The following is a 23,497-nucleotide window of genomic DNA, read 5'->3' as shown; positions in this document are numbered from 1 at the left end:
TGGCACGGCTGGGACGGAAGTCGCTGTCGTTCTCAAAATCGGTGGAGCTGCATGACAAAGTCATCGGGCATTATCTGAACATAAAACACTATCAATAAGTTGGAGTCATTACCGGCACTATCGATGATAAATCCAGAAGCCTCAGGATCATCCTTATCAACGAGTGAAAGATCTTCTACATAGTAGGCAGGATGCCCATCAGCAAGCCAAAAAAGTGGGATATTCGTATCAAGTAGTCGCTGCGCCACTTGTTGCAGGGAAGCGCTCGTTAAACCGCAAAATTCAGCGAGGCTGATCATTCCTTCTCCAGCCAAAGCAGGCGCACTGCTTACCAACTTTTCTCTATCCAATTTTTGATACTCACCCAGACATCGCTGCCAGACAGCCAATAGAACTGCGGCAATCGCTCGCGCTTTTCTGATGTCGTTTGTTTCTGTTGAAGCGTGAATCTCACGCTGTCCCGTGTAGAGACGGTATCGGGCGGGAACTGCAATACGGACAACATAAATACCGCTGCTACGGCGATACAGATTATCACGTTGAGCCATCGGCTGTATGACCTCTATGTAGGAGAGGCTACGCGATTTCACTCTGAATGGATTTAATACTAACTAAATCAATAAGATAGAAGTAACTGGTGCCGATAATAGGAGTCGAACCTACGACCTTCGCATTACGAATGCGACGTTATTATACTTTTACCCCTTTAAAAACCTACTCTTAAAACAATTAGTTCATTATAAAACATTAGCTTATAAAAAACACCTGTTGATAAAAATTGACAGGTGTTGATGTGTATCCCCCCAATTTACTTACACCAGCCGTTACATTATGGTGATGTAACCTTTCTCATCTGGAGACCAAAAATGGCACTTCCGAGACAAAAACTCACCTTCGAGCGCATTCGAAAATTTGCTTTAACTGAAGGTAAAAACCAAGCATTTCTTTGGGATGCGGATGTAACAACTCTGGCATGCCGGGCAACTCGCGGAACAAAAGCTTTTGTGTTCCAAAGCGTATATGCGGGAAAAACCCTTCGCATGACCATTGGCAACATTAACGATTGGAGGATTGATGATGCCAGGGCCGAAGCCAGGCGGCTGCAAACATTAATCGATACTGGGATAGATCCGCGTATAGCTAAAGCAGAAAAAATTGCTGAAGCGGAATCACAGCAGGCTGAATCTCGTAAAACGAAGGTAACCTTCTCAAGCGCTTGGGAAGATTATCTTCAAGAATTGAGAACCGGAATCAGCGCAAAAACTAAACGTCCTTACTCTGCACGTTATATTGCCGATCACGTGAACTTGTCCAGCCGTGGAGGCGAAAGTAAAAAAAGAGGCCGGGGCCCAACCTCGTCTGGACCATTGGCTAGCTTACTCGACCTACCGTTATCGGAACTAACACCAGAGAACATTGCCGTATGGCTAAGTACAGAGAGACAAAATCGGCCTACCGTCACTGCTCATGCCTACCGTCTGTTGCGTGCATTTATCAAATGGGCTAATTACCAGAAAAAATATCAGGGAATAATCCATGGCGATCTTGCACAAGATCATAACGTGAGAAAAATGGTTCCAGTATCAGCGAGTAAAGCGGGAGATTGCTTACAAAAAGAACAGTTAAAAAGCTGGTTCAGTGCCGTACGTAGCCTCAATAATCCCATTGCATCGGCCTATCTCCAGGTACTTTTGCTCACCGGTGCACGGCGTGAAGAAATTGCGTCACTTCGGTGGTCTGACGTAGATTTCAAATGGTCAAGCATGAGGATTAAAGACAAGATCGAAGGCGAACGTATCATCCCTCTCACTCCTTATGTTTCTGAGCTGTTAAGTGCACTAGTGCAATTCCCAAATTCTGACGTAAATAAGGAGGGTTGGGTTTTCAGAAGTAACAGCAAAAGTGGCAAAATTATTGAACCGCGTTCAGCACACAACAGAGCGTTAGCTCAAGCTGAGTTGCCACATATCAGCCTTCACGGCTTACGCCGTAGTTTTGGAACCCTGGCAGAATGGGTTGAAGTGCCAACAGGTATTGTTGCTCAAATTATGGGACACAAACCAAGTGCACTAGCGGAAAAACACTACCGCCGTCGTCCCTTAGATCTGTTGCGCAAATGGCATGAAAAAATTGAGACTTGGATCTTAGAACAAACCAAAACCAGTAAAAAAAAGAATGTTGAGTTGCGTTGATATTCAATATTATCAATAAGTTAAAAGAAGTGTGGATATATTGACAGGAATACAAACTTAGATGAAAATCGACTCATAAACCTCAACCATAAAGGAGATGTATCAGAATGTTTGATTCAAAGACCAGCGCTTTAGACAATGACCAAGAGATTCTGGCGAACATGCTGGGATTAAATAATGCGGCTTTTGAAATCTATTACCATGCCCCATCAGCAGATGCAGGACCACTCGCTCAATGGTTTAAAAATCATTACAAGAAAGTTGCTCTTCATGCAATGAACCTGGCTATGAAACGGAAACACGTAAGAATTAAGTCACTTAGCATTGCATTTCAAAATGTAATTTTTCGGAGTGTGCCTCATACAGGCTCGGCTGCAAGGTCACGTCGCAGCACCACCAAATCAGTTAAAAATTCTTTGTCTTCTAGTTCTAGCGATGGAAGTGATCCCGAACCTGCTGAGGCTTTTGGTTCCATATTCCCTTCTTGTTTTTGTCATATAAATTTCCTCTTTAATTCATTTGCCAACAACTCTTTTACAGAGGTGGCAGCATGAATCAATCTAAAATGTTACACTCATTAGATCTAGATAATATTTCCTTGGTATCTACTACTGAGTTAGCTGATTTTCTAAAGCGCAAACCTCAAACGATAAGAATGTGGTTGCATGAAGATCGCCTTCCCTTCGGTCTAGTCAGACCAATCAAAATTAACAATAGAAATTATTGGTTTGAAGATGATGTTAAAAATTATCTAAAAACGTTAAAAACAGCCAACGTTAAATGTTTGTGAGATATTTATTCATCATTAAAAATGATTCTGGAAATATTTCTTAGTCCATCAACTTGGCTTTTCATTGGTAGGATGGCGGTCCACTTCTATAGATAAGTGGACTGCTTCAAAAACAGTATAATTTTTCTAAAAAAGAGGAGCTATACAATGCATGTCTAAGGAAAAAAAATCTAAGCAAAATAAAGAACTTTGTCTGGAATTTCAGACGCTGCCCACTTTTGCACAGCGATTGATAAGTTACATACATTACAAAACAGGAGCTCCCATTGAGCTTATTTTAATAGTATTACTTGGGGTAATGGCATTTTCCTGTCAGGATAAATTTGATGTCCAGCTTAAAAATGGGAGAACATTTACATCACTTTACCTCCTTTTATTAGCACGGTCAGGTAGCAGGAAGTCAACGGTATTCAAAGCACTGATGGAAACAATCCATCAAATGGAAAAGGGAATGAAGAATATCTTTCTGGAAAAGGAAAAACTTTATGAACTGAAAAAAGTATCTTGGGATACGGAATTAAAAGAACTTAAAAAGCAATTTAGCAAAGCTGTTCGCCAGAAGGTTGATGTAGCTGAAACACGCGAAGCACTGGAGGAATGTCAGAAAAGTGGACCGGTAGCACCGGTTAGAAAGTATCTTACTAAAAATGATTCAACAAGCGAGGGACTTAAAAAGACATTAGCTCTGGGATCTCCGTCCTTGATGCTCGGTTCTGATGAAGCCGGAGGGGTGTTTGACAGTAGCCTTTTTCGCGATATATCAGTTCTCAACTCTCTTTGGGGAGAAGGGAGAATTTCAGACAGCAGAGCATCTCGTGACAGCTACGATGTTGATGATGTCCGGCTGACCATATTACTGTTACTGCAACCTGCAATATTTAACGATTTTCTAAGCAAGCAAGGGAAAAAATTAAGAAACTCAGGGTTCTTAGCCCGTTTATTATTAATTGATCTGGAGCAAGTACCTGAACCATGCGATATCCCTGATGTATGTTCATGGTCTGATGAACCAGGGCTTGATGGTTTTTTCTCTATTCTTGTTAAGCACTTGCAAGACGGCATACAGCGTAGAGAAAACAATGAAGAACGTATCTGTATTACTTTATCTGAAGAGGCGAAAGCATTATGGGAAACACAAAATAAGCGAATCAGGGAACTTATGCAATCAGGAGGTGAGTTGCATCACTATGATGATTTTGGTTCCAGAATAATGGAACAAGCTACGCGAATCGCAGCAGTAATGCAAATGTTTATTACACCCGACTCGCCAATAATTACTAGGGATACTTTTCTGTCAGCAGCTAAAATAAGTGAATGGTGTATTACCCACTTAATTTTAAAAGTAGATTCTACCAGAAAACCTAGCGAGAAAGAAAAGTTGTTATTTTGGCTTGAGGAACATGTTATCAGTAATAAATCTTACGATTTTAGGAGGCACACTATTCGTAGAGATGGTCCATACTCTCTTAGAAACATAGAGCGTCTGATACCCGTTTTAAAGGAACTTGAAAAAGATGGGAAGGTACAGTTATTTAAAGAGGATGGCATTGACTATGTGAAATTTACTGGCTCAGAAGTGAAATATGGTGATTTGGCTAAAACATTAAACATACCGTTAATTTCATCTGGATCTATTGGCTTTAATAAACTACCAAGAAATGAATAACTTCAGAGTAGCTAAAGTCTTTCTGGGTAATTTTTTTTGTTCAAAAAGTCAGTAATTCCGTGGTTCGATGTAAATTATCAGGGAGGGCAACCTATGCGTTTAAAGTGGTATATGTAATATATATTGATTAAGGTTCCATACCTAATTATTACTTATCAATAGTAACTTCCCTATAGGAGTTATATCCAACATCACATGGGTAGCGTGAGGGCTACCCATTACCTAATGATTAATATTTACATACTTAAGGATTATTATGGAATCACAATATTCACTTACCAATGAAGAAATCGAGGACTTGGTAAGTACAGCAGCCAAAAAGTATAAATCCCCTATTGACTTCAATATTCTCAACCCACTGCTTAACATGGTCTACGGCACACTGGAGCAGAATAACCGAATACTAGGTATTCGTACTGACCAGAGATTCGCCCAGTCCCATGTACCAGGAGAGCCTGATCTACCAATATGCTTCCAGCGGGATGATGAACAGGCAATCACTCGCTTCTACGAGTCACTGAAAAGCCAGTTACGAGCGGATCATAACCGGTCCAGAAGACCGGGAGATCCGACATTACCATCTTATGGATGGTGCAGGGAACGCGATACAAGCGAACATCCCCATTATCACCTGATGTTGTTGTTCAACGGAGATGTCTACAGGTATCTTGGCAATTACAAAGACCGCAATGGTGATAATATGGCTACCCGGATACAGAAAGCTTGGTGCAGTGCTGTAGGGCTTGCTCACGAAGATTACGCAACATTAGCTGAATTCCCTCCCAATGCTGTTTATAGGTTTAGCCGATTCGACGCCTTGGATCGTAGCCCAGCCTACTGGAGTTTCCTGATTCGATTGGCGTATCTGGCTAAAACCAGGACTAAGGATGTCCACAGCGGTTACCGCAACTTTGGCACAAGCCAGTGCCCACGCTTAGGCAGATTAACCTGTTAATAGCACTCTGGGTGAGGTATTTATCCTCACCCTATCAATTAACATAATTTTCACATTTCTCGGTAAAAAATTCGATAATGTATCTTGATACCCTGCTACAACATGCTACATGTAGCAGCCGTAGCAGTCTCCAAAGATCAGTACATAGATTTTTGGGCTAATAGCTACGGGTATGTCACAGCGCAGAACTGATATCCCAGAAGGTGCTGGATAGGTTCAAAAATGTAGAAGGAATATTATAGCGTGGGTGCCCACGCTGTAATTAAAGATTATGGTTTCTGAGGGGGAGGTGCTACCGGACGGGTCTGTGACGGGGGTTGGTAGCCATGTTTCTCTGGTTCTGGAAGGCTTGACTGCTGCTGCATAGTTATCGGTGAGTTAAAAAAACCTGCACTACCGTGATTTTGTGGTTGATAACCATTGATGGCGAGGTGTTCACCAGAAATTCTAGGTTGGTAGCCTTCCATCATCGGTTGATAGCCATCGGTGTTTAGCAGCTCATTATTTGTCTTTTTACTATCAGTCAATTTATGTCACCTTTTGCTGAGTTTAACTTAAATAGAGTAAAACTCTATCGTGAGAATATCTGTGGTCAGAACTAATACTCCTAAGGTCCGTTCTTTACGTCGTGCGAATCCCCCATCCTCATTAACGTGCCAACTTTCACTCAGAAAAATTTGCTCTGGCTCCGGACTACTTGAGGCGAATGAATTCCCTGAGTACAGCCCCCCAATTCTTTTTCCATCTTTAAGGGTGATAATCACCCAGCAGGCAGGTGCATTTCTAAAAAAATAATCCCATGGCCTACCCACTGGATGCGGTAATCTTTTTCTAAAAAACTGTGACAGCCTTAATTTATGTAGCGTTACTGGCAATAGTAAAGGGGATATTAAAAAAACCAAAAGGTACAGTGAATAGTATAGAAAAGGAGAGTAATTAAACAAGTCATTTTTCTCTGAAAAATAGACTGGTAAAAACCAAATCGAGTAATTGATGCAGCTATAAGCTACAGCATCGATAATTATTTTAGATGAGTCTTTTTTAACAGATGGATGAAGCGTCTCATAAACTTTAATACTAATAAATCCGGGAACAACAAAAAGAATAAAAATAAATAACTTATTAAAATCCCAGATATCCATACTCACCCCTATCATTTTTTAAGCATTATACACTTGCTAGTTTAAAGATGATCAAATTTTCTCCTCGCCCATACCAAGATCTTATCATCAACCACAAAATCGACATTCTGAGCCGTAACAACTGGTCAGGTATGGGTAAAGCAGACCGCCTGAAGGACCGTGGGGTCTGCTGTGAGCGAGGTATAGTCATTTGTGCCCTGAGGATTACACTTTTAAGTAATTTATGGTACCGCCCAGCCTTGCACATACCGCCGCGTGCTTCCAATGATGTTGTAGGAGGCCGTTTGGAAAACCGAAAATATTCTACGCTAAAACTGCTTTTTAAGCAGACCTGACAGGCAGCTTTGAGCGAGGTATAGTCATTCGTACCCTGAGAATTACACTTTGAAGTGATTCAGGGTATGCGCTTACTGGTTACGAATATTGAGCGAGAATCATGTGATGATCGCCGCTTTTCTTTCGAGCCAGTAGGTGCTCCACGTTCGCTAACGAATACTCAGGGCATGCAGATAAACTGCTGGCTATATTTCTTTCGAAGAGCGTGGAATGCATACCAATCCCCGATAAAAAGGAGTTGGTGATGACTGTGACTAATCAATTTGCTGCGCACGTTGGTCTGGACTGGGCTGATAAAAAACACGATGTCTGTGTTCAGTTTAAAAACGGTGAACGCGTATTCGATGTGATTGAACATACAGCAGAAGCGCTTGATGCCTGGCTTACTGAGTTACACCAGAAAGTAAAAGGTAGAATCGCAATAGCTCTCGAACTGAAGAAGGGCCCCGTGGTATATGCTCTTCAAAAATACCCCTTTATCACCGTTTTCCCCGTCCACGCATTGTCCCTGGCTCGTTATCGGCAAGCCTTCTCGCCCAGCGGCGCTAAAGATGATCCGCAGGATGCCGAGCTGGCATTAGAGTTAATGCTGCGTTACCCCCAGAAGATAAAAGCTATTGAACCCGACAATGCGGATATTCGCTTACTTCAGCAACTGGTTGAGCAACGTCGTCAGTTGGTTGAAGATAAACGACGCTTTGTGAACCGGATAATCAACACGCTTAAACAGTATTATCCTCAGCCACTGGAGTGGTTCTCACATCGGGGTAGCTTACTGTTGTGTGAGCTGATTATCCGGTGGCCCAGTCTGCAACAACTGAAACGAGCCAGACGCGACACGATCCGCAACTTTCTGAATGCCAAAGGTGGTCGCGCTATGGCCCTTACCGAGCAACGTGTTGCGAGTATTGATAATGCGATCCCATTGACTACAGACCCGAGTGTTATAGAGGCTAATGCTTTGATGGCAGCAGCACTGGCGACACAAATTAAAGTCGTGAGTGAAATCATCAAAACCTATGACGAACGAATCGAAACGCTGTTTGACACATTGCCAGATGCGGGGCTGTTCAAATCACTTCCGGGCATGGGACCGTGCATGGGCCCACGGATGCTTGCTGCACTTGGTGATAACCGTGACCGGTTTAACAGCGCTGAAGAAATTCAAAACTACGCAGGTATAGCACCGGTGACCGAACGAAGCGGCCAAAAATCCTGGGTTCACTGGCGATGGCAATGTGCCAAGTTCGTCAGGCAGACCTTTGTTGAATGGGCTGCCAAGACGGTTAATTCATCATACTGGGCCAAACTGTATTATCAGGGCCTCAGAGAAAAGGGCAAATCTCATCAGTCTGCGATCCGGGCACTGGCGTTCAAATGGATAAGGATCATTTACCGCTGCTGGAAGGCCAGAACCTGTTATGACGAAGCGAAATATTTGCTGGCTCTCGAAGCGAGACACTCGCCCTTACTGAAGCCATAAAAAGCTTGTCGAATGTCTCAGGGCGTGAAGCGGACATTCCAAATAGAATTCTGTGTGAGTTTGGCCAAAGCTGTTTAGCTATGCTGGACAGTTATTATCGCCGCTTATAGCTAGTCAGCAGGGGCTTATGTAAAATGCCCCTTTGTTTGACTGTAAAACGAATAATGCCTATCGGTTTCTCATGATGCTGATTGCAGCATCAAGGGATACGATCGACTCCACGATGATCCTTATTGTGGCGCGGTCAAACTCGTGGTCCCGCTGTGAATCATGCACGCCGCTGTTCAGATATCCCCATTCAATGCTCGCACCGCTGACGCCCAGCAACCTCTCTAAAGCTGCAACTGCATCCGGTGCACCGGGATATTGGGCTGCAATGCGATTAACGGCCGATTTTAATTTAGAGCATTTGTTATTCAGCTCCCATGGGGATCGCGGCCCGCTAAGTTTTATTTCAATGCGTCCGTCCCCACGCCTGCCCATCCAGGACCAGAGACTGTCAGTCAGGCTTTCAAGTGCAGGACGGGACTGGCGGAGCGCTTCACGTTTTTCATCCCCATCCAGCGCCTGCTGTGCCAACAGGACGTAGTTCTTCGTCGGCGGATGGCTGTCTACCCGCAGTTCGTGTTCCCCTGTGTGAGGCAGGAATTTGTAGCGCTTGATGGCACCAGCTCGTGCTGCCCCCAGCTCCTGTTGAATGCGGATTAAAAATTCTTCGGCATGTGAGGTCAGGATTATCTGCTTGTCATCCAGCAGTCCATCCTCAAAAAAAGTGCGCCAGATACCGTCCCGGTGTTCATCGTCAATCGCGTTAACCACATCATCAAAGATGACGACCGGGCAGCCCTGTATGATATTCTTGGCCAAGAGTATGGCGAGCCCCAGGCATTTGATGTGTCCTTCACTGAAAATAATCAGCGCATCGTAACGAGTGCCTGGTTGCCCCCTGAATTCGACTTCAATCTTGCCGTTTTCAGCAACCGGCAGGTGGAGGGCGTACAGCAGATCGCCGGGTGCATCGCTTCGGTTAAATGCGTTATACAGATTTCGGGCCTGTTCACCCAATCCCTGCAGCAATATGCCTGGCAGTGCAGCCATGTATTGCTGAAGTTCTGGCAGGAAGCCATCGTATGCCAACTTTATACGCTGATTTAACTGTACAATGGGTCCTTCAGCCTCAATGGCTGCAAGCAGTTCCCGGTTATTTTCATTGAACTGGCTTATGGTAGTCTGTGCTGCGGCCAGTTCAACGTAGGCAGCCCTTCGCCGCGTTCGGAGCCTTTCAATTTCATATCGAAACTGAGTCAGGCGGTCGCGTTCCTGAGTCAGCGCAGTGCGTTGATTCAGGATAGCGCTGGACTGGATATCGGCCTGCTCAATCACTGAGGCAATGCTCAGAAGCGCTCTCCATGCCTGACGATCTTCGGCAACCCAGCTCTCAAGCCAAGAGCCAACTGATGTTTGAGGCAAGGCAGGAAGCGAAGCAGCCTGGAGCGCTTCCGGACATGCAGTCATCGCGGCTGTGACGGTGCGTCGCATCTCTTCCCACAGTTGACGGACAGACTCGGTGAGCTCAGCTCTTAATGATTGCTCTCGTCTCTGTAATTCAGCCAACTGTGCCAAAGCTTCCAGCCCGGCGTTCGCGCGCGCAAACGGATCCTCCGTTACTGCATCGAGAGAGGTACCGCAGGCAGGGCAGGTGCTCGCATCAACGGCAAAGGCCTGTACAGCCTCGTAGAGTTTTGCAAAGGAAATCTCGGTTGCCCGTTTAGCAAGCTCTCCTGAAGCCTCTTGCCAGCTCTCCTGCAACCGATATTCCTCATCGATCAGAGATTCCAGTCGGGATTGTGTAATCCCATGCACTGGTGGCGGCACTGCATCAAGTTGAGCCTGAACGTATGGCTGACGTCCTTGCTGAAGAGGTGTGCCTTCCAGCCATTCAACGCATGCCTGATAGGTCGCACCGGGAGACATACGCTGGGCTAGCGCATTTTCCTGCAATTCAATATCAGATATTTTCTGCGGGTATTCCGCCATCGCCTGTTCTGACGAGGCGACCTGTTTTCTACGTTCAACCAGTTGTGCGGCCATTGGGCCGGAAAGCATCAGATCTTGATCGAGAGACGGATTAAATCCGCGTACAAACTCACTAAACAGATCGACACCAAACAACGTTGCGATGAGCTGTCGTTGGTCGCTTGGTGTTCTCGCAGCAATGCGGGCAAAGTCGTCCAGCCTGTTCTTCTCGATGAAACAAAATCGGTATTCTGATTCATCAGGCCGGACGGGCTGTGTAGCCTCACCTGCAATAAGCACTGGCGCATCGTGCCGACCAATACGTGCATTGTTGCAATACAGCTTTTGATCAACTCGCTTTAACTGTGCTTCGCTGATAGTACCCAGCATCGCTACTTCGAGAGCTTCAAAAAAGCTGCTTTTACCGGTGCCGTTGGCGCCGTATATCAGTGTGATATCGTGGGTTAGGTCAAAGACCTCCTGACGCATGAAACCACGAAATGGTCCCACCTCAAGCCGGTGTAAGCGACCAAGTCGGGTTGCTGTTTCAGAAGTATCAGCATTGCCTTCGTAATTAACGGGCATGTCTACCATTTCACTGACGGCTAAAGGGGCTAGGCGTACTGAACGTCCCCTGCGAGCCGCGCCAACCTCGGAGAGATATTGCAGATTAATGGATATCAGGTGCGCAAGCCGTCGGACGTCGTCGGGTACGTCTTGTTGAGTGAGGTATGCGAGAAATCGGTGATACTCCGAAACAATGCTTGCCATGTAATCTCCTTTACACAGTCAGACGCTGCAGCCGCGTCCCTGCTGTGATCATTGTCGTTTTGCTACCTAGCACATGGGGTTGTAAAGCTTTTCGTCATGTAATGCTGAAGTTTCTCAGCAACAGAGACAGATTCTGATTCGCCCACTAAAAATATCGGCAGTGTTTTCCAATTCCGTATGGCTCTGACCTGCTCCCCGTTGATTAGTACATCATGATGTTAGCCGTGCCCGCTTCTGGCACAGAACGGCCTATCAGCATTCTAAAAATATTCAGATATATATCATTCCCCTGAACATACCTCATTAAAGGCTGAACCTCACGGTCTTGTCTTTTTTGTTTTCATTTCAGAGGAGCGGTAATGAAACAATTTGACGTTTCACAGTCACTGCAGCAATCGCTTTCCGGCCTGCCGCAATGGGCATCAGAGCGTATTCTGCAGCAGATAAACCAGCTGATTCACTATGAGCCGGTGATAGGCATTATGGGCAAAACAGGGGCGGGAAAGTCTTCGTTGTGCAATGCCCTGTTTGACAGTGAGATTTCAACTGTCAGCGATGTGGCTGCCTGCACTCGCGAACCACTGATCTTTCGACTGCAGGTGGGGGAACGCGTGATGAGCATCGTGGATCTGCCTGGTATCGGGGAAAGTCAGACCCGTGATGCAGAGTATGCCGCATTGTACCGGCAACAGCTTCCCCGGCTGGACCTAGTGCTGTGGTTGATTAAGGCCGATGACCGGGCGCTGGCGGTGGATGAGCATTTTTACCGTAAGGTAATTGGTGAGGCATATCGGCATAAGGTGCTGTTTGTTATCAGCCAGTCAGATAAGGCCGAACCCACCAGCGGTGGTGAAAAGCTGTCTACAGAGCAGAAACAAAATATCAGTCGCAAAATCTGCCTGCTGCATGAGCTGTTCCAGCCGATAAACCCTGTCTGTGCAGTGTCAGTCCGTCTGCAGTGGGGACTACGGGTGATGGCAGAGCGTATGATTCGTTGTTTACCACGTAAGGCCAGCAGTCCGGTGGCGATACAGCTTAGTGCTCCACTTCGTACCGATGCCGTTAATAAAAAAGCCCGTGACGATTTTGGTGAAACGGTCGGCTCGGTACTGGATACAGTAAGTTCCATGCCCCTGATACCAGCCCCGGTTCGGACAATAATCCAGGCTGTACGCGATACCGTGGTATCGGCCGCCCGCGCCGTCTGGGATTTTTTCTTCTGAATTATTAGTAGTTTAACCAGTTATTTCCTGAGCCCTGTTGCGATTATGCGACAGGGCTTTTTTGTTTTCATTCTTCCATCATGAGGAGTCTGCTTATGACCCGTCTGGCTTCGCGCTTTGGCGCAGCAAATCTTATTCGTCGTGACCGTCCGCTAACCCGCGAAGAGCTTTTTCGTGTGGTGCCCAGCGTATTCAGCGAGGAGAAGCATGAGTCACGCAGCGCACGGTATACCTGGATACCAACCATTACCGTTCTTGAGAACCTGCAGCGCGAAGGCTTTCAGCCGTTCTTTGCCTGCCAGACCCGGGTGCGTGACCCAGGGCGTCGCGAGCATACAAAGCATATGTTACGCCTGCGCCGGGAGGGACAAATTACTGGCAAGCAAGTCCCGGAAATCATTCTGCTCAATTCTCATGACGGCACCAGCTCGTATCAGATGTTACCGGGATTATTCCGTGCGGTATGCCAGAACGGGCTCGTCTGCGGCGAGTCGTTTGGTGAGGTGCGGGTACCGCACAAAGGGGATGTGGTGAGTCAGGTGATTGAGGGGGCTTATGAAGTGCTGGGGATTTTTGACCGTGTGGAAGAGAAGCGGGATGCCATGCAGTCTCTGATGCTGTCGCCACCGGCACAACAGGCTCTGGCTCAGGCTGCACTGACGTACCGTTTCGGTGAGGACCACCAGCCGGTGACAGCACCTCAGGTGCTTTCCCCACGCCGCTGGCAGGATGAGAGTAATGACCTGTGGACCACCTACCAGCGTATTCAGGAGAACCTGATAAAAGGCGGGCTTAGCGGACGTAGTGTAAAAGGCGTGCGAACGCATACCCGTGCCGTGCGCGGCATTGACGGAGATGTGAAGCTTAACCGGGCACTGTGGGTGATGGCGGAAGCCATGCTCAGTGGTTTACGGCCTGCGTGAGTTCACATTTTACCTCTGGCATGGTTATTAAAATGTGAATAAATGACACACCCTGTCATTTCGGGTGCACAGAACTTGCCGGTTAAATCATCAGAAATCCGCGCAGGTCTGATAATCACGGGCTTCATGCGCTTCCCAAATTAATTCCCGTCGTGGACATATCCTGTCAACCCTCTCCTTTAGAATCTTATTTCTTTCAGTCAGTTAACCATGCGGAGGAGCCTCCATGCCACTGACAGAGCGCCGCTACGACAGGCTGGCGGTCAGGCTGTCGCTGATTATCAGCCGTCTTGTGGCGGGTGAAACGTTAGAGATGCAAAAACTGGCGACCGAGTTTGATGTGTCGGTCCGTACCCTGTACCGGGATTTTCGCGAACGACTGATGTACCTGGACCTCGAATGTCATCAGGGATGCTATCGCCTGCGGACCGGTGCAGGTCCGCAGGGTGAACTGGATGTGCTGACTTTTGCATACCGGGCCGGGCTGGCCGATATCTTTCCGGGGCTGGACCGGCGTCTGGCGGGCGCACTGCTGGCATCGGATGGAACCCCTTGCCTGGTGTGGCAGTCACCACAGCCGATAACGACCACCAGCCCGCTGGTATTTTATCGACTGGTCAGCGCCATCACCGGCAGCCAGCGTGTATTGCTGCTCGCGGACGGTGAACGTTGTGACGGACTGGCCCCGTACCGTCTGATATTTCTCGACGGCTGCTGGTACCTCACCGGTGAACTTAACGGGCATATAACCGTGCATCCTCTGGCGACCATCCATGCAGTGACAATCCTGAACACCACTTTTACCCCTCGAAAACGACTCAGCCTGTTAACCACTCAGGCAGGCTTTATCCGGGCACTTCCTCACTTCAGCTGTATCCGTGAAGTTTTGTCACAGGCTGCCGATAACGGGGGATCGGGATGAGCTTTGGTTTAATGACCTCTGTTAACAAGGAAAAACAATGACATGGCATTACGAGATAAATGGCGTACGTCACGACAATGTGACCGAAGACGACATCACCGGCCTGATTGTTCACGGTGAACTGACTGCCGCCACTCTGGTTTGGCGACAGGGAATGACGGAGTGGCAACCGGTCTCCGCCACCCCACTAGCTTCGGTGCTACTTCAGAGCGCCATACGCGAGCATACGCCCACAGCCCCTGACGCATCAGGGGCTTTATAAGGAGTCTTATAATGAAAAGAAAATCTTTCTCTGCAAATGTGAAATGGAGTTGGTTGGCATTGTCTGTGGCACTGATGGCCCCGACTGTAGTCCAGGCAACCGCCAAAACGGCGGTAGAAGCCAAGAACTGTCAGTCAGAAAACAATACCTGCCCATATCCTTTCGACCTGTACAAAACCGACCCAGCGTACAAAAAGTCGTTTGATGAGACCATGAATCAGAATGGTTTACCGGCGATGCTCGACGAGATGAATGGTCCAGCGGGTCCGATGGAACCAGTAAAAATTGACGGTAAAGTCTACCTGAAAGGTTTTATGTGTGAAGACGGTAACTGTGGTAACCACAATCTGACATTCTTGTACCAGCCTGACCTCCATAACTTCGTGGGCTTCTACAGCAACGGTAAAGATGGGCAATGGGTTAACACCCCAAGTGATGGTGAGCTGAAAGTATTACGTGCATTAGTCAATGGGACTGCGGAACCAACACACACGCCAACCGCCACTACCACGTCCAATGATGCACCACCAGCGAATACCATCTGGGAATTTACCGGGGGTAACGGTGACACTCTGTGGAACATGTGCGGCGGTAAACATAACAGTTGTGTGATTGTTGGTAATACCAAACACGTGGCCGCCGTGTTAAATCACAAATCTGCAAGTGGGTGTTCATTAGGTGATTTTTACATCATTGACAGGGATGACCGTTCCTGGCAACAGCGAGATACTGGAACCTGTAGTCCAAATGCCTGGGTGCGCAAAGGCTCCATTAAAGGTGGTCAATATCTGTCTGTTGACATCGGCGTCGGTGATGAAACTGTTATCCAGTACCCTATCGGTTACTGGTCAGACATGAAAGAGTTTTCCGGCCCGAACCGACCATCCTGGGAAAAAGCAAAACAAGCTGCTAAGCAGTAGTGTTATCGTTACGACACGAAACATACCCTATTTTTCCTTCCTCTCTTTCAGTCCCCTGTCGCTTTTGCGACAGGGGATTTTGCTTTTAAGGTACACCGAATGTCTGAACCTAAATGGTTACCACCGGGACCTTTCATCCGACAGCAGGCCGAAGCGATTACCCGCCGATATCACAACATCGCCATTGAAGACGACCAGGACAGTCACTTCCGTCTGGTGGTTCGCGACCCCGAAGGCCGGATGGTCTGGCGGGCGTGGAACTTTGAACCGGATGCCGGTACGGCCCTCAACCGGTATATCGGGCAGGATGGCATTTGCAGAGCATTATCCACCGACTGACTGCAGTCATTTTTCAGACCCTGATTACCCCACCTCATACGCCAGCCATCGCCGCTGGCGTTTTTTATTGACGGAGAAACCCTATGACAACACAGACACAGCACGAGTTTGTTCCCGCTAACGAACCGCAGTTCACCCTCAGTGCCACGCTGGTACCCGACGAACAGCGTATCAACTTCTGGCCACAGCACTTCAGCTCCATTCCGCAGTGGATAACGCTGGAGCCACGAATTTTTGTCTGGATGGACCGCTTCTGTGACAAGTACAGCGGCGGTATCTGGTCGTTTTACACACTCAGCAATGGCGGGGCGTTTATGGCACCCGATGCTGAGGATGACGATAAATGGCATCTGTTCAACAGCATGAATGGCAATGGTGCTGAAATGAGCGCGGAAGCCGCAGGCATTGCTGTCTGCCTGATCGAATACAGCCATCACGCCTGTCGCACCGAATGCGATGCCATGACGGAGCACTATTATCGCCTGCGGGACTATGCCCTCCAACATCCTGAAGCCCACGCCATTCTGCGTATCATCGACTGACCGGAGGAACAACAAATGAAACAGCTTTCCTTTTTACCCGGCGAGATAACGCCACAGGACCGGCGTCTCATCCAGCGTGCTCTCAGGGTTCTAGACAGGCATTTGCATGAGCCCGGGGTGGCCTTCACCTCCACACATGCTGTCCGTGAATGGCTGCGACTGCATATGGCCGCACTTGAGCGGGAAGAGTTCCGGGTGTTGTATCTGGACAACCAGAATCAGCTTATTGCCCATGAGACGCTCTTTAGCGGCACGATTAACCGCACCGAGGTGCATCCCCGGGAGGTGGTCAAGCGCGCCCTGTATTTCAACGCGGCGGCGGTAATACTGGCGCATAACCATCCTTCCGGCGAGACGACGCCCAGCCAGGCTGACAAAGCCCTCACGCAGCGGCTGATTCAGGTACTTCAGATGGTGGATATCCGTGTCCCCGACCATCTGATTGTCGGTGGCAGGCAAATCTATTCGTTCGCAGAACACGGTCTGCTGTGAGGTATTAAATGAAAATTATCAGTAAACGCCGGGCAATGACGATATACCGCCAGCATCCTGAGTCCCGAATCTTTCGCTACTGCACCGGCAAATACCAGTGGCATGGCAGCGTCTGCCATTACACCGGCAGGGAAATTCCGGATATTCCCGGTGTGCTGGCGGTATACGCCGAACGCCGCCAGGACCGCAACGGACCGTATGCCTGCCTGATGAGTATCACCCTGAACTGACAATAAAAGAGGTTATAAATGAGCAACACCACATGGGGCCTGCAGCGGGATATCACGCCGCGCCTGGGAGCACGTCTGGTGCAGGAGGGGAATCGGCTGCATTATCTGGCTGACCGGGCCAGTATCACCGGTAAGTTTAGTGACGACGAATGTCTTAAGCTGGATGTAGTATTTCCACATTTTATCAGCCAGATAGAGTCGATGCTGACCACTGGTGAAATGGATCCTCGTCATGCCCACTGCGTCATCCTTTACCACAACGGTTTTACCTGCGAAGCCGACACACTTGGTAGTTGCGGCTATGCATACATCGCTGTTTATCCCACTCAACGCTAACTAATTCACGAGAGCAAGCATGAAAACTCTACCTGCTACAATTTCGCGGGCGGCGAAGCCCTGTCTGTCGCCCGTAGCTGTCTGGCAAATGCTACTGACACGCCTGCTGGAACAGCACTATGGCCTGACACTGAACGACACGCCGTTCAGTGATAAAACAGTTATTAAGGAACATATTGATGCCGGAATTACCCTGGCCGATGCAGTCAACTTCTTGGTAGATAAGTACGAACTGGTTCGTATCGATCGCAGAGGGTTCTACTGTCGGGAACAATCACCCTATCTTCGAGCGGTAGATATCCTGCGAGCACGACAGGCAACTGGCTTGTTACGACGAAGCCAAAGTGACCTAGGAGGCTGAATTCTACGAGCAGCATTCCCAATCTTCATCACCAATCTTTCTTCTTTATTTACTCCTTGCATAATGCGTCCGCTACTTACAGTGGACGCAATACATCATACGGACAGAACATCATGTAAACAGATAGTAGTTTTTTTCGTGCTCAGCTGAGGCATTTTACTCAACCAGCATTAGACAATGCTTATCTGATCCAGATGATGCCCATAGTACTAATGAATTTTAGTCCTCTGATAAATCGAGGATTCCAAAACAAAGTAGTAGATTGCCTTGTCATACAGTAATCAAGTAACTAAGCTGACCGGTTCAATGGCGACGATACTGCTTGTTTTGTACAATTTGTTGCGTAATGGTCTCTGATCAGATAAATATACAACTGTTTTTATATACAGGTTTAATGGCATGTTACAATATACATCTGTAGAGATTTGTGCAGGGGCAGGAGGTCAAGCTCTAGGGTTACATAACGCTGGCTTCGCTCACCGCGCACTCGTCGAGATTGATCCAGCAGCCTGCGAAACTCTTCGCCTCAACAATAACCTCCATTCTTTAGGTTGGGGAGATATCATAGAGGGTTGCGTTAAGCATTTTGCTGAACACACTGCATATAATTTTTCTGATGTTGACTTGGTTGCAGGGGGAGTGCCCTGCCCACCATTCTCAAAAGCAGGGAAGCAACTTGGCAAAGATGATGAACGTGATTTGTTTCCGACAGCGCTCAAAATTGTGAACACTATTAAGCCAAAAGCAGTAATGATTGAAAATGTTTCAGGTTTGTTAGACCCAAAGTTTAAACAATATCGGCAAGAACTAGATCATGCTTTCTCTGCAATGGGTTATAAGACCTTTTGGAAACTTCATAATGCTTCTGATTACGGAGTTCCTCAGCTTCGCCCACGTGTTCTTTTAGTCGCATTGCGTGGTGAATATGCAGCTCATTTTCATTGGCCGAGTGAAACGTTGATACCGCCGACTGTGGGTGATGCCCTCTTTGACTTAATGTCAATGGGAGGTTGGGAAGGAGCTGAAGCCTGGAGAAAGGCAGCAGATAATATAGCTCCTACACTTGTTGGCGGTTCCCATAAGCATGGGGGGCCAGATCTTGGCCCGACAAGAGCCAAAAGATCCTGGCAAGCGCTTGGAGTCAATGGACATTCCATAGCGGATAATGGCCCTGAAAAGGGGTTTATCGGGTATGTTGGAAGAGACGGAAAGATTCGGGCTGGTTTTGAAAATATGCCTCGTTTGACTGTAAGAATGGCTGCACGAATCCAAGGTTTCCCCGACTGGTGGAAATTCTCTGGTAAAAAAACAGCTGCTTATCGTCAAGTCGGTAACGCTTTCCCCCCCCCTGTTGCCGAGGCAACAGGAAGGCAAATCCGTAAAGCACTCGAAGCTGTTGACATCATGAAAAAACAACAGTTGGCGTTACCACTCGAGTCAAATGATATTCAGAGCTTGCGTATTGCGTAGGCAACGATTTCGTCTAATGAAATCCCATTTGCATCGGCTAGCTGCTGAGCTTTTCTTAAAGCAGCTTCTGGCAGATGGAGCATTGTAGTAATCCCGAACTTTTCAGGGAATGCCCATGAGCATGTGTAACAATCATCAGTACACCCCTCACATGCTCTTCTCTTACCTACGTTGCAATTGTGGCAAAGAGCTTGCCAATTGGTTAACTCATTTCCACCACCACGTGACAAAGGTATTTTGTGATCCGCTTGTAGCCCCCTGACCCCACCTGCAACAGTTTTACCACATGTTGCACATGTATTGCTGTGGTTAGAAAATAAACCGGATCGTTGTGATTCTGTCAGGTATTCCCTTTCCATTGGTGGGGCAATCATACTTGATTTCAGCCGCCAAGCATGCCCCGAGAACTCCGCAATGTACGAGCTTTCGAGATCACAGCCTAGTTCATCTCGCAATTCTCTTGTTCGTCTATCGAAGTACTTTTGCCCTGTCAGTTCCAGTAGTTCTATTGATGAGACCCAAGGTTTAGGAAAATCAATATCATCCGAGCCCCATAATCTCTTCAGGATAGTCAACTTGACTTCACTCAATCGCTTTTTTTTAGGTAACGCTGACAAATAATTTTCGAATAATTCCATGCTATCTCTCGAAAGAAACCTTAATCTCGCAAGGGATTACACCACATATGGAAGTAGACAGGAAAGGGCTATCTTAAAATCAGCCATATAGAGCGACAATCAACAAAACGACATGTATTGGGATCAGTTTGGGAAACGGAAAATTTTGTATGTTTAGCTCGTTATTTAACCACTCCAGCCCATAAGGGATTGATTTAGTGCCAGTGGCTATCGGTTTTAAATTATCGTCTTAGCAGCATCGCGTTTAGGTTATCCGGTTAGGGAAAATCCACTCCAAATGCCATATAGCGGGAGAGTACACCCTATTGCGATAACACCACCCGTTCAAAAACGGGCATACCGTACAATAATTCTCGATCTCTAAACCGCCCCTAGGTAAGTCAGGCCTCACGTCGTGAAAGCATCGTTGCAGTAAGGTAGAATTACAGCCTAATCAGAAAGATGAAGGTGAGGAAGGATGAACATCTGCAAATGCTTCAAATGCGATACCTGCGGTACATTGATCGATTGCAGGATTGGCATGTCCAACAGAGAAGTACAACCATTTCAGTTTGCTTGCCCGGTATGTGAGGAATGTATTTCTTTCATTATTGGCCATCCGGATGGAACGTTAAAAGGGGCAGAGGACATTGTTGATTTTGATGGGCCATTTAAAGGGGAAAACCCATTTGTCGATTTGCATCTAGATTTCCCTGCCTACTTTGGCAAGTACGAAATGGGGAAAACGACATTCATACGGGTTGTCAGTGAACTTGGTGAAGACGCATATTATCATCTTGCTCAACGCCTTGAGGTATTGAATCGCCTTCTTCCGATGCAAAGAGACTTGCAGCGCATTATTACCCAGTACAAACGTGGCGACATCGATAAGTTAGATGGGATCTGCAACAAGATACCCGGGGTTACATTGCGTTCTCATAAAAAACAAGACGTATTGGCCGCGTTGTACTCAGCTACTTCAATCATGTCATCCCCTTTTACTATTCATGAGCAAAACGAAGAGCTTTCTAATGAACTACCTGGTCTTTATCAATGGCTTCACGCGCATCATCATGACAAAACTGTCGCTTATATTGATGAGATTCTGGCAAATAATTTCCTCCAAAATCTGCATCAAGACTGCCTTAGTCTTTACCCTAAAATCATCGAGTTAGATCTGCCATTTCGCGCGACGTTCTTTTATGACTACGTTAAAGAGGGGGAGTACAACCCGGTTGCTGCAAGGATTTCAACAGCAGATTTTGATACCTGTAACAACTTTTATAAAGACTTAGCAGAAGTGTTTTCTAGGCAGTTGATCTTATTGGCGGGGCTTAACAATCTTCTGCATCGCGGTGATCACAATGAATTTGAACCCTCTTTGAAAGTGACGAGAAGGAATGAGCCGCGCCGGGAGGCTGTTTCATTGAATGCTTTTGCCGATGCCGACCTGGGAACCAAACTCCAGTTTATTGATAAATGCTTCTACAAGATTGATGAAACGGCAATTGATAATCGACTAAGAAACGGGATAGCCCATTACAAATATGAGTACAAGGAGTCTACTCAGGTCATCACGTATTACCCTTTCAAAGAAGGGATGAACAGAGAGAAAGCACAAGAAATTACGTTCATTGAATTCATTCGTAAGTCACTGCTTTTGTTTAGAGAAGTTCACAACTTGAATCATCTGATCAAGACAACGCTTTACTACTGTGTGTTGGTATTGAAAAAGGATTTCTGATGTAGGATTGGTTAAATAACACCCTAAATATGCTAGATTTTCCGTTTCCAAACCGCCTCCTGTATAGGCCTGTTAAGATGCTATTCTTGCTGCCTAAGCAAGAATAGCAGCTTAATATTTCGTGCACATCACTAAAAATGTCCGACATCAATATCTGGAACATCGTTTCATCAAGATGAAAAAATCAACAAGACTGAACCAATCAGATATACGGATGTTCTATTGTTGATGTACGTTTACGAAAATTACTTACACATGCGGTTACACGAAAAAATTCATGATGCAGACAAAGAGGGGTGTTAATCGTAACTGATTGATTTAATGGTGCCGATAATAGGAGTCGAACCTACGACCTTCGCATTACGAATGCGCTGCTCTACCAACTGAGCTATATCGGCCCTGCAAGACGTGTTCACGAACGTGAATCACGGGACAAAAGGTTAAAACTAACCGGGCGATGCGTCAATAGTCAGGTTAATCAACCGCCTATTTTTGCACCGCCCGCTATCAATTACGCACGAATGGTATCATCGCCGAAGCCGATCCACTTGTAGGTGGTCAGTGCTTCAAGGCCCATTGGGCCGCGCGCGTGCAGTTTTTGCGTGCTCACTGCTACTTCCGCGCCCAGGCCGAACTGGCCGCCGTCGGTAAAGCGGGTGGAGGCGTTGACGTACACCGCTGAGGAGTCCACTTCGTTGATGAAACGGTTGGCGTTGCTCAGGGTGCGGGTCAGGATCGCATCGGAGTGCTGGGTACCGTGTTGGCGGATGTGTGCAATAGCGGTATCAATATCCGGCACCAGCACCACATTAAGATCCAGCGACAGATACTCGTTATCAAGCTCTTCAGCCTTTAACGGCAACAGCTTCGCCGGGCCTTTCAGCTCACGCATCACGGTGTCGTCGCCGTGCAGCGTAATGCCGCTATCGGCCATTTGCTGGCTCAGCGCTGGCAGGAACTTATCGGCAATGGACTGATTCACCAGCAGCGTTTCGACGCTATTACAGGCGCTCGGACGCTGGGCTTTCGCATTGACGATAACCTTCAACGCCGCGTCAATCTCTGCGGAGTCATCGATATAGATATGGCAAACGCCGATACCGCCGGTAATCACCGGAATCGTCGACTGCTCACGACACAGCTTATGCAGGCCAGCGCCGCCGCGAGGGATCAGCATATCGATATACTTATCCATACGCAGCATCTCGCTCACCAGCGCACGATCCGGGTTGTCGATGGCCTGAACGGCGGCTTCTGGCAGGCCGCACTCTTTCAGGGCGCGTTGAATCACGCCGACGGTGGCGGCGTTGGTGCGATAAGTCTCTTTCCCACCACGCAGAATGGCGGCGTTGCCGGTTTTCAGGCACAGCGCGGCGACGTCAACGGTGACGTTCGGACGAGCTTCGTAAATCACACCGATTACGCCCAGCGGGACGCGGCGACGTTCGATGCGCAGGCCGCTATCGAGCAGCCCACCGTCAATCACCTGCCCTACCGGATCGGCCAGCATGCATACCTGGCGGACGTCGTTCGCAATCGACGTCAGGCGGGCTGGCGTCAGCGCCAGACGATCGAGCATCGCTTCGCTCAGGCCGTTTTCGCGTGCCTGGGCTAAATCTTCAGCGTTAGCCACAAGAATCTCTTCGCTTTGAGATTCCAGATGATCGGCAATGGTTTCCAGAACCCGGTTTTTCTCGCGGCAGGATAACTGCGCCAGTTTATAGGAGGCCTGCCTGGCGGCAATGCCCATTTGTTCCAGCATGTT

At 47.5% G+C, this 23,497-nt stretch carries 24 protein-coding genes, 1 tRNA gene and 2 pseudogenes; 20 read left to right on the top strand and 7 right to left on the bottom strand.

Annotated features, from left to right (window positions below):
- On the top strand, window positions 1-98 hold a 98-nt coding region (locus FHC49_RS00330; protein WP_000851394.1), incomplete at its 5' end, for an IS1 family transposase.
- A gap of 9 nt (window positions 99-107) precedes the next feature.
- On the opposite strand, the pseudogene FHC49_RS24540 reads toward FHC49_RS00330, so the two are convergent.
- Window positions 108-548 (bottom strand): annotated as a pseudogene (locus FHC49_RS24540) (DUF6538 domain-containing protein); the annotation flags it as partial.
- Window positions 549-791: 243 nt separating this feature from the next.
- Here FHC49_RS24540 and FHC49_RS00320 point away from each other — a divergent pair.
- From FHC49_RS00320 to FHC49_RS00300, 5 genes are all read left to right on the top strand, one after another.
- The gene (locus tag FHC49_RS00320; protein WP_220438215.1) at window positions 792-2,192 is read left to right on the top strand and encodes an integrase family protein; all 1,401 of its coding nucleotides are present in this window, start codon (window positions 792-794) and stop codon (window positions 2,190-2,192) included.
- A gap of 107 nt (window positions 2,193-2,299) precedes the next feature.
- Entirely contained in the window at window positions 2,300-2,746 is a 447-nt protein-coding gene (locus FHC49_RS00315; protein WP_039026482.1) for a hypothetical protein, read from the top strand.
- On the top strand, window positions 2,743-2,982 hold the full coding sequence (locus FHC49_RS00310; RefSeq protein WP_064753720.1) for an AlpA family transcriptional regulator: 240 nt from the start codon (window positions 2,743-2,745) through the stop codon (window positions 2,980-2,982). The genes FHC49_RS00315 and FHC49_RS00310 overlap by 4 nt, the downstream gene beginning before the upstream one ends.
- A 151-nt stretch (window positions 2,983-3,133) precedes the next feature.
- Window positions 3,134-4,648, top strand: coding sequence for a YfjI family protein (locus tag FHC49_RS00305; protein WP_220438214.1), 1,515 nt, complete (start codon window positions 3,134-3,136; stop codon window positions 4,646-4,648).
- 256 nt (window positions 4,649-4,904) lie between these two features.
- Window positions 4,905-5,603 carry an inovirus Gp2 family protein gene (locus FHC49_RS00300; protein ID WP_181218210.1) on the top strand — a complete coding sequence of 233 codons (699 nt, stop codon included), beginning with the start codon at window positions 4,905-4,907 and terminating at the stop codon, window positions 5,601-5,603.
- Window positions 5,604-5,872: 269 nt separating this feature from the next.
- Here the strand turns inward: FHC49_RS00300 and FHC49_RS00295 are convergent, their stop codons facing one another.
- Both FHC49_RS00295 and FHC49_RS00290 read right to left on the bottom strand, forming a co-directional pair.
- Window positions 5,873-6,130, bottom strand: coding sequence for a hypothetical protein (locus FHC49_RS00295; protein WP_220438213.1), 258 nt, complete (start codon window positions 6,128-6,130; stop codon window positions 5,873-5,875).
- A gap of 27 nt (window positions 6,131-6,157) precedes the next feature.
- Window positions 6,158-6,745 carry a DUF6338 family protein gene (locus FHC49_RS00290; RefSeq protein WP_220438212.1) on the bottom strand — a complete coding sequence of 196 codons (588 nt, stop codon included), beginning with the start codon at window positions 6,743-6,745 and terminating at the stop codon, window positions 6,158-6,160.
- A gap of 580 nt (window positions 6,746-7,325) precedes the next feature.
- On the opposite strand from FHC49_RS00290, the gene FHC49_RS00285 reads away from it, so the two are divergent.
- The gene (locus FHC49_RS00285; RefSeq protein ID WP_000219087.1) at window positions 7,326-8,564 is read left to right on the top strand and encodes an IS110-like element ISEsa2 family transposase; all 1,239 of its coding nucleotides are present in this window, start codon (window positions 7,326-7,328) and stop codon (window positions 8,562-8,564) included.
- Window positions 8,565-8,732: 168 nt separating this feature from the next.
- Here FHC49_RS00285 and FHC49_RS00280 read toward each other — a convergent pair whose 3' ends face one another.
- Window positions 8,733-11,351, bottom strand: a complete 2,619-nt coding sequence (locus FHC49_RS00280) for an AAA family ATPase (RefSeq protein WP_220438211.1) — start codon at window positions 11,349-11,351, stop codon at window positions 8,733-8,735.
- A 359-nt stretch (window positions 11,352-11,710) separates the two neighbouring features.
- On the opposite strand from FHC49_RS00280, the gene FHC49_RS00275 reads away from it, so the two are divergent.
- The 12 genes and pseudogenes from FHC49_RS00275 to FHC49_RS00220 all read left to right on the top strand — a co-directional run bounded on the left by FHC49_RS00275 (window position 11,711) and on the right by FHC49_RS00220 (window position 19,371).
- Window positions 11,711-12,574 (top strand): GTPase family protein, encoded by an 864-nt coding sequence (locus FHC49_RS00275; RefSeq protein WP_220438210.1) that lies wholly within the window; start codon window positions 11,711-11,713, stop codon window positions 12,572-12,574.
- A gap of 95 nt (window positions 12,575-12,669) precedes the next feature.
- Window positions 12,670-13,497: a DUF932 domain-containing protein gene (locus tag FHC49_RS00270; protein WP_220438209.1), complete on the top strand. Its 828-nt coding sequence runs from the start codon at window positions 12,670-12,672 to the stop codon at window positions 13,495-13,497.
- Window positions 13,498-13,723: 226 nt separating this feature from the next.
- Entirely contained in the window at window positions 13,724-14,419 is a 696-nt protein-coding gene (locus FHC49_RS00265) for a hypothetical protein (RefSeq protein ID WP_054626378.1), read from the top strand.
- Window positions 14,420-14,456: 37 nt separating this feature from the next.
- Window positions 14,457-14,630: pseudogene (locus FHC49_RS00260) on the top strand (DUF4339 domain-containing protein); the annotation flags it as partial.
- 62 nt (window positions 14,631-14,692) lie between these two features.
- The gene (locus tag FHC49_RS00255; protein ID WP_064761968.1) at window positions 14,693-15,601 is read left to right on the top strand and encodes an Ivy family c-type lysozyme inhibitor; all 909 of its coding nucleotides are present in this window, start codon (window positions 14,693-14,695) and stop codon (window positions 15,599-15,601) included.
- A 99-nt stretch (window positions 15,602-15,700) separates the two neighbouring features.
- The gene (locus FHC49_RS00250) at window positions 15,701-15,940 is read left to right on the top strand and encodes a DUF905 domain-containing protein (RefSeq protein ID WP_054626379.1); all 240 of its coding nucleotides are present in this window, start codon (window positions 15,701-15,703) and stop codon (window positions 15,938-15,940) included.
- Between the two features lie 83 nt (window positions 15,941-16,023).
- Entirely contained in the window at window positions 16,024-16,482 is a 459-nt protein-coding gene (locus FHC49_RS00245; RefSeq protein WP_049606139.1) for an antirestriction protein, read from the top strand.
- Between the two features lie 15 nt (window positions 16,483-16,497).
- Window positions 16,498-16,974: a RadC family protein gene (locus FHC49_RS00240; RefSeq protein WP_054626380.1), complete on the top strand. Its 477-nt coding sequence runs from the start codon at window positions 16,498-16,500 to the stop codon at window positions 16,972-16,974.
- Between the two features lie 8 nt (window positions 16,975-16,982).
- On the top strand, window positions 16,983-17,204 hold the full coding sequence (locus tag FHC49_RS00235; protein WP_054626381.1) for a DUF987 domain-containing protein: 222 nt from the start codon (window positions 16,983-16,985) through the stop codon (window positions 17,202-17,204).
- An 18-nt stretch (window positions 17,205-17,222) separates the two neighbouring features.
- Window positions 17,223-17,540 (top strand): type IV toxin-antitoxin system YeeU family antitoxin, encoded by a 318-nt coding sequence (locus FHC49_RS00230; protein WP_220438208.1) that lies wholly within the window; start codon window positions 17,223-17,225, stop codon window positions 17,538-17,540.
- A gap of 19 nt (window positions 17,541-17,559) precedes the next feature.
- Entirely contained in the window at window positions 17,560-17,901 is a 342-nt protein-coding gene (locus FHC49_RS00225) for a TA system toxin CbtA family protein (protein WP_097569206.1), read from the top strand.
- Between the two features lie 399 nt (window positions 17,902-18,300).
- On the top strand, window positions 18,301-19,371 hold the full coding sequence (locus FHC49_RS00220; protein ID WP_220438207.1) for a DNA cytosine methyltransferase: 1,071 nt from the start codon (window positions 18,301-18,303) through the stop codon (window positions 19,369-19,371).
- Here the strand turns inward: FHC49_RS00220 and FHC49_RS00215 are convergent.
- Window positions 19,350-20,009, bottom strand: a complete 660-nt coding sequence (locus FHC49_RS00215; protein WP_016248354.1) for an HNH endonuclease — start codon at window positions 20,007-20,009, stop codon at window positions 19,350-19,352. The two genes, FHC49_RS00220 and FHC49_RS00215, sit on opposite strands and share 22 nt — an antisense overlap.
- A 520-nt stretch (window positions 20,010-20,529) precedes the next feature.
- Here FHC49_RS00215 and FHC49_RS00210 point away from each other — a divergent pair.
- Window positions 20,530-21,732 (top strand): hypothetical protein, encoded by a 1,203-nt coding sequence (locus FHC49_RS00210; protein WP_220438206.1) that lies wholly within the window; start codon window positions 20,530-20,532, stop codon window positions 21,730-21,732.
- A 322-nt stretch (window positions 21,733-22,054) separates the two neighbouring features.
- Here FHC49_RS00210 and FHC49_RS00205 read toward each other — a convergent pair.
- Both FHC49_RS00205 and proA read right to left on the bottom strand, forming a co-directional pair.
- Window positions 22,055-22,130: transfer RNA gene (locus tag FHC49_RS00205), tRNA-Thr, on the bottom strand.
- 113 nt (window positions 22,131-22,243) lie between these two features.
- Window positions 22,244-23,494 (bottom strand): glutamate-5-semialdehyde dehydrogenase, encoded by a 1,251-nt coding sequence (gene proA, locus FHC49_RS00200; protein WP_220438205.1) that lies wholly within the window; start codon window positions 23,492-23,494, stop codon window positions 22,244-22,246.
- Window positions 23,495-23,497 lie beyond the last annotated feature (3 nt).

Source organism: Kluyvera sp. EC_51, from assembly GCF_019584505.1.
Classification (GTDB): domain Bacteria; phylum Pseudomonadota; class Gammaproteobacteria; order Enterobacterales; family Enterobacteriaceae; genus Kluyvera; species Kluyvera sichuanensis.
Note: the sequence above shows the minus strand (reverse complement) of the source record. Positions and strands in the feature narration are given on the sequence as shown.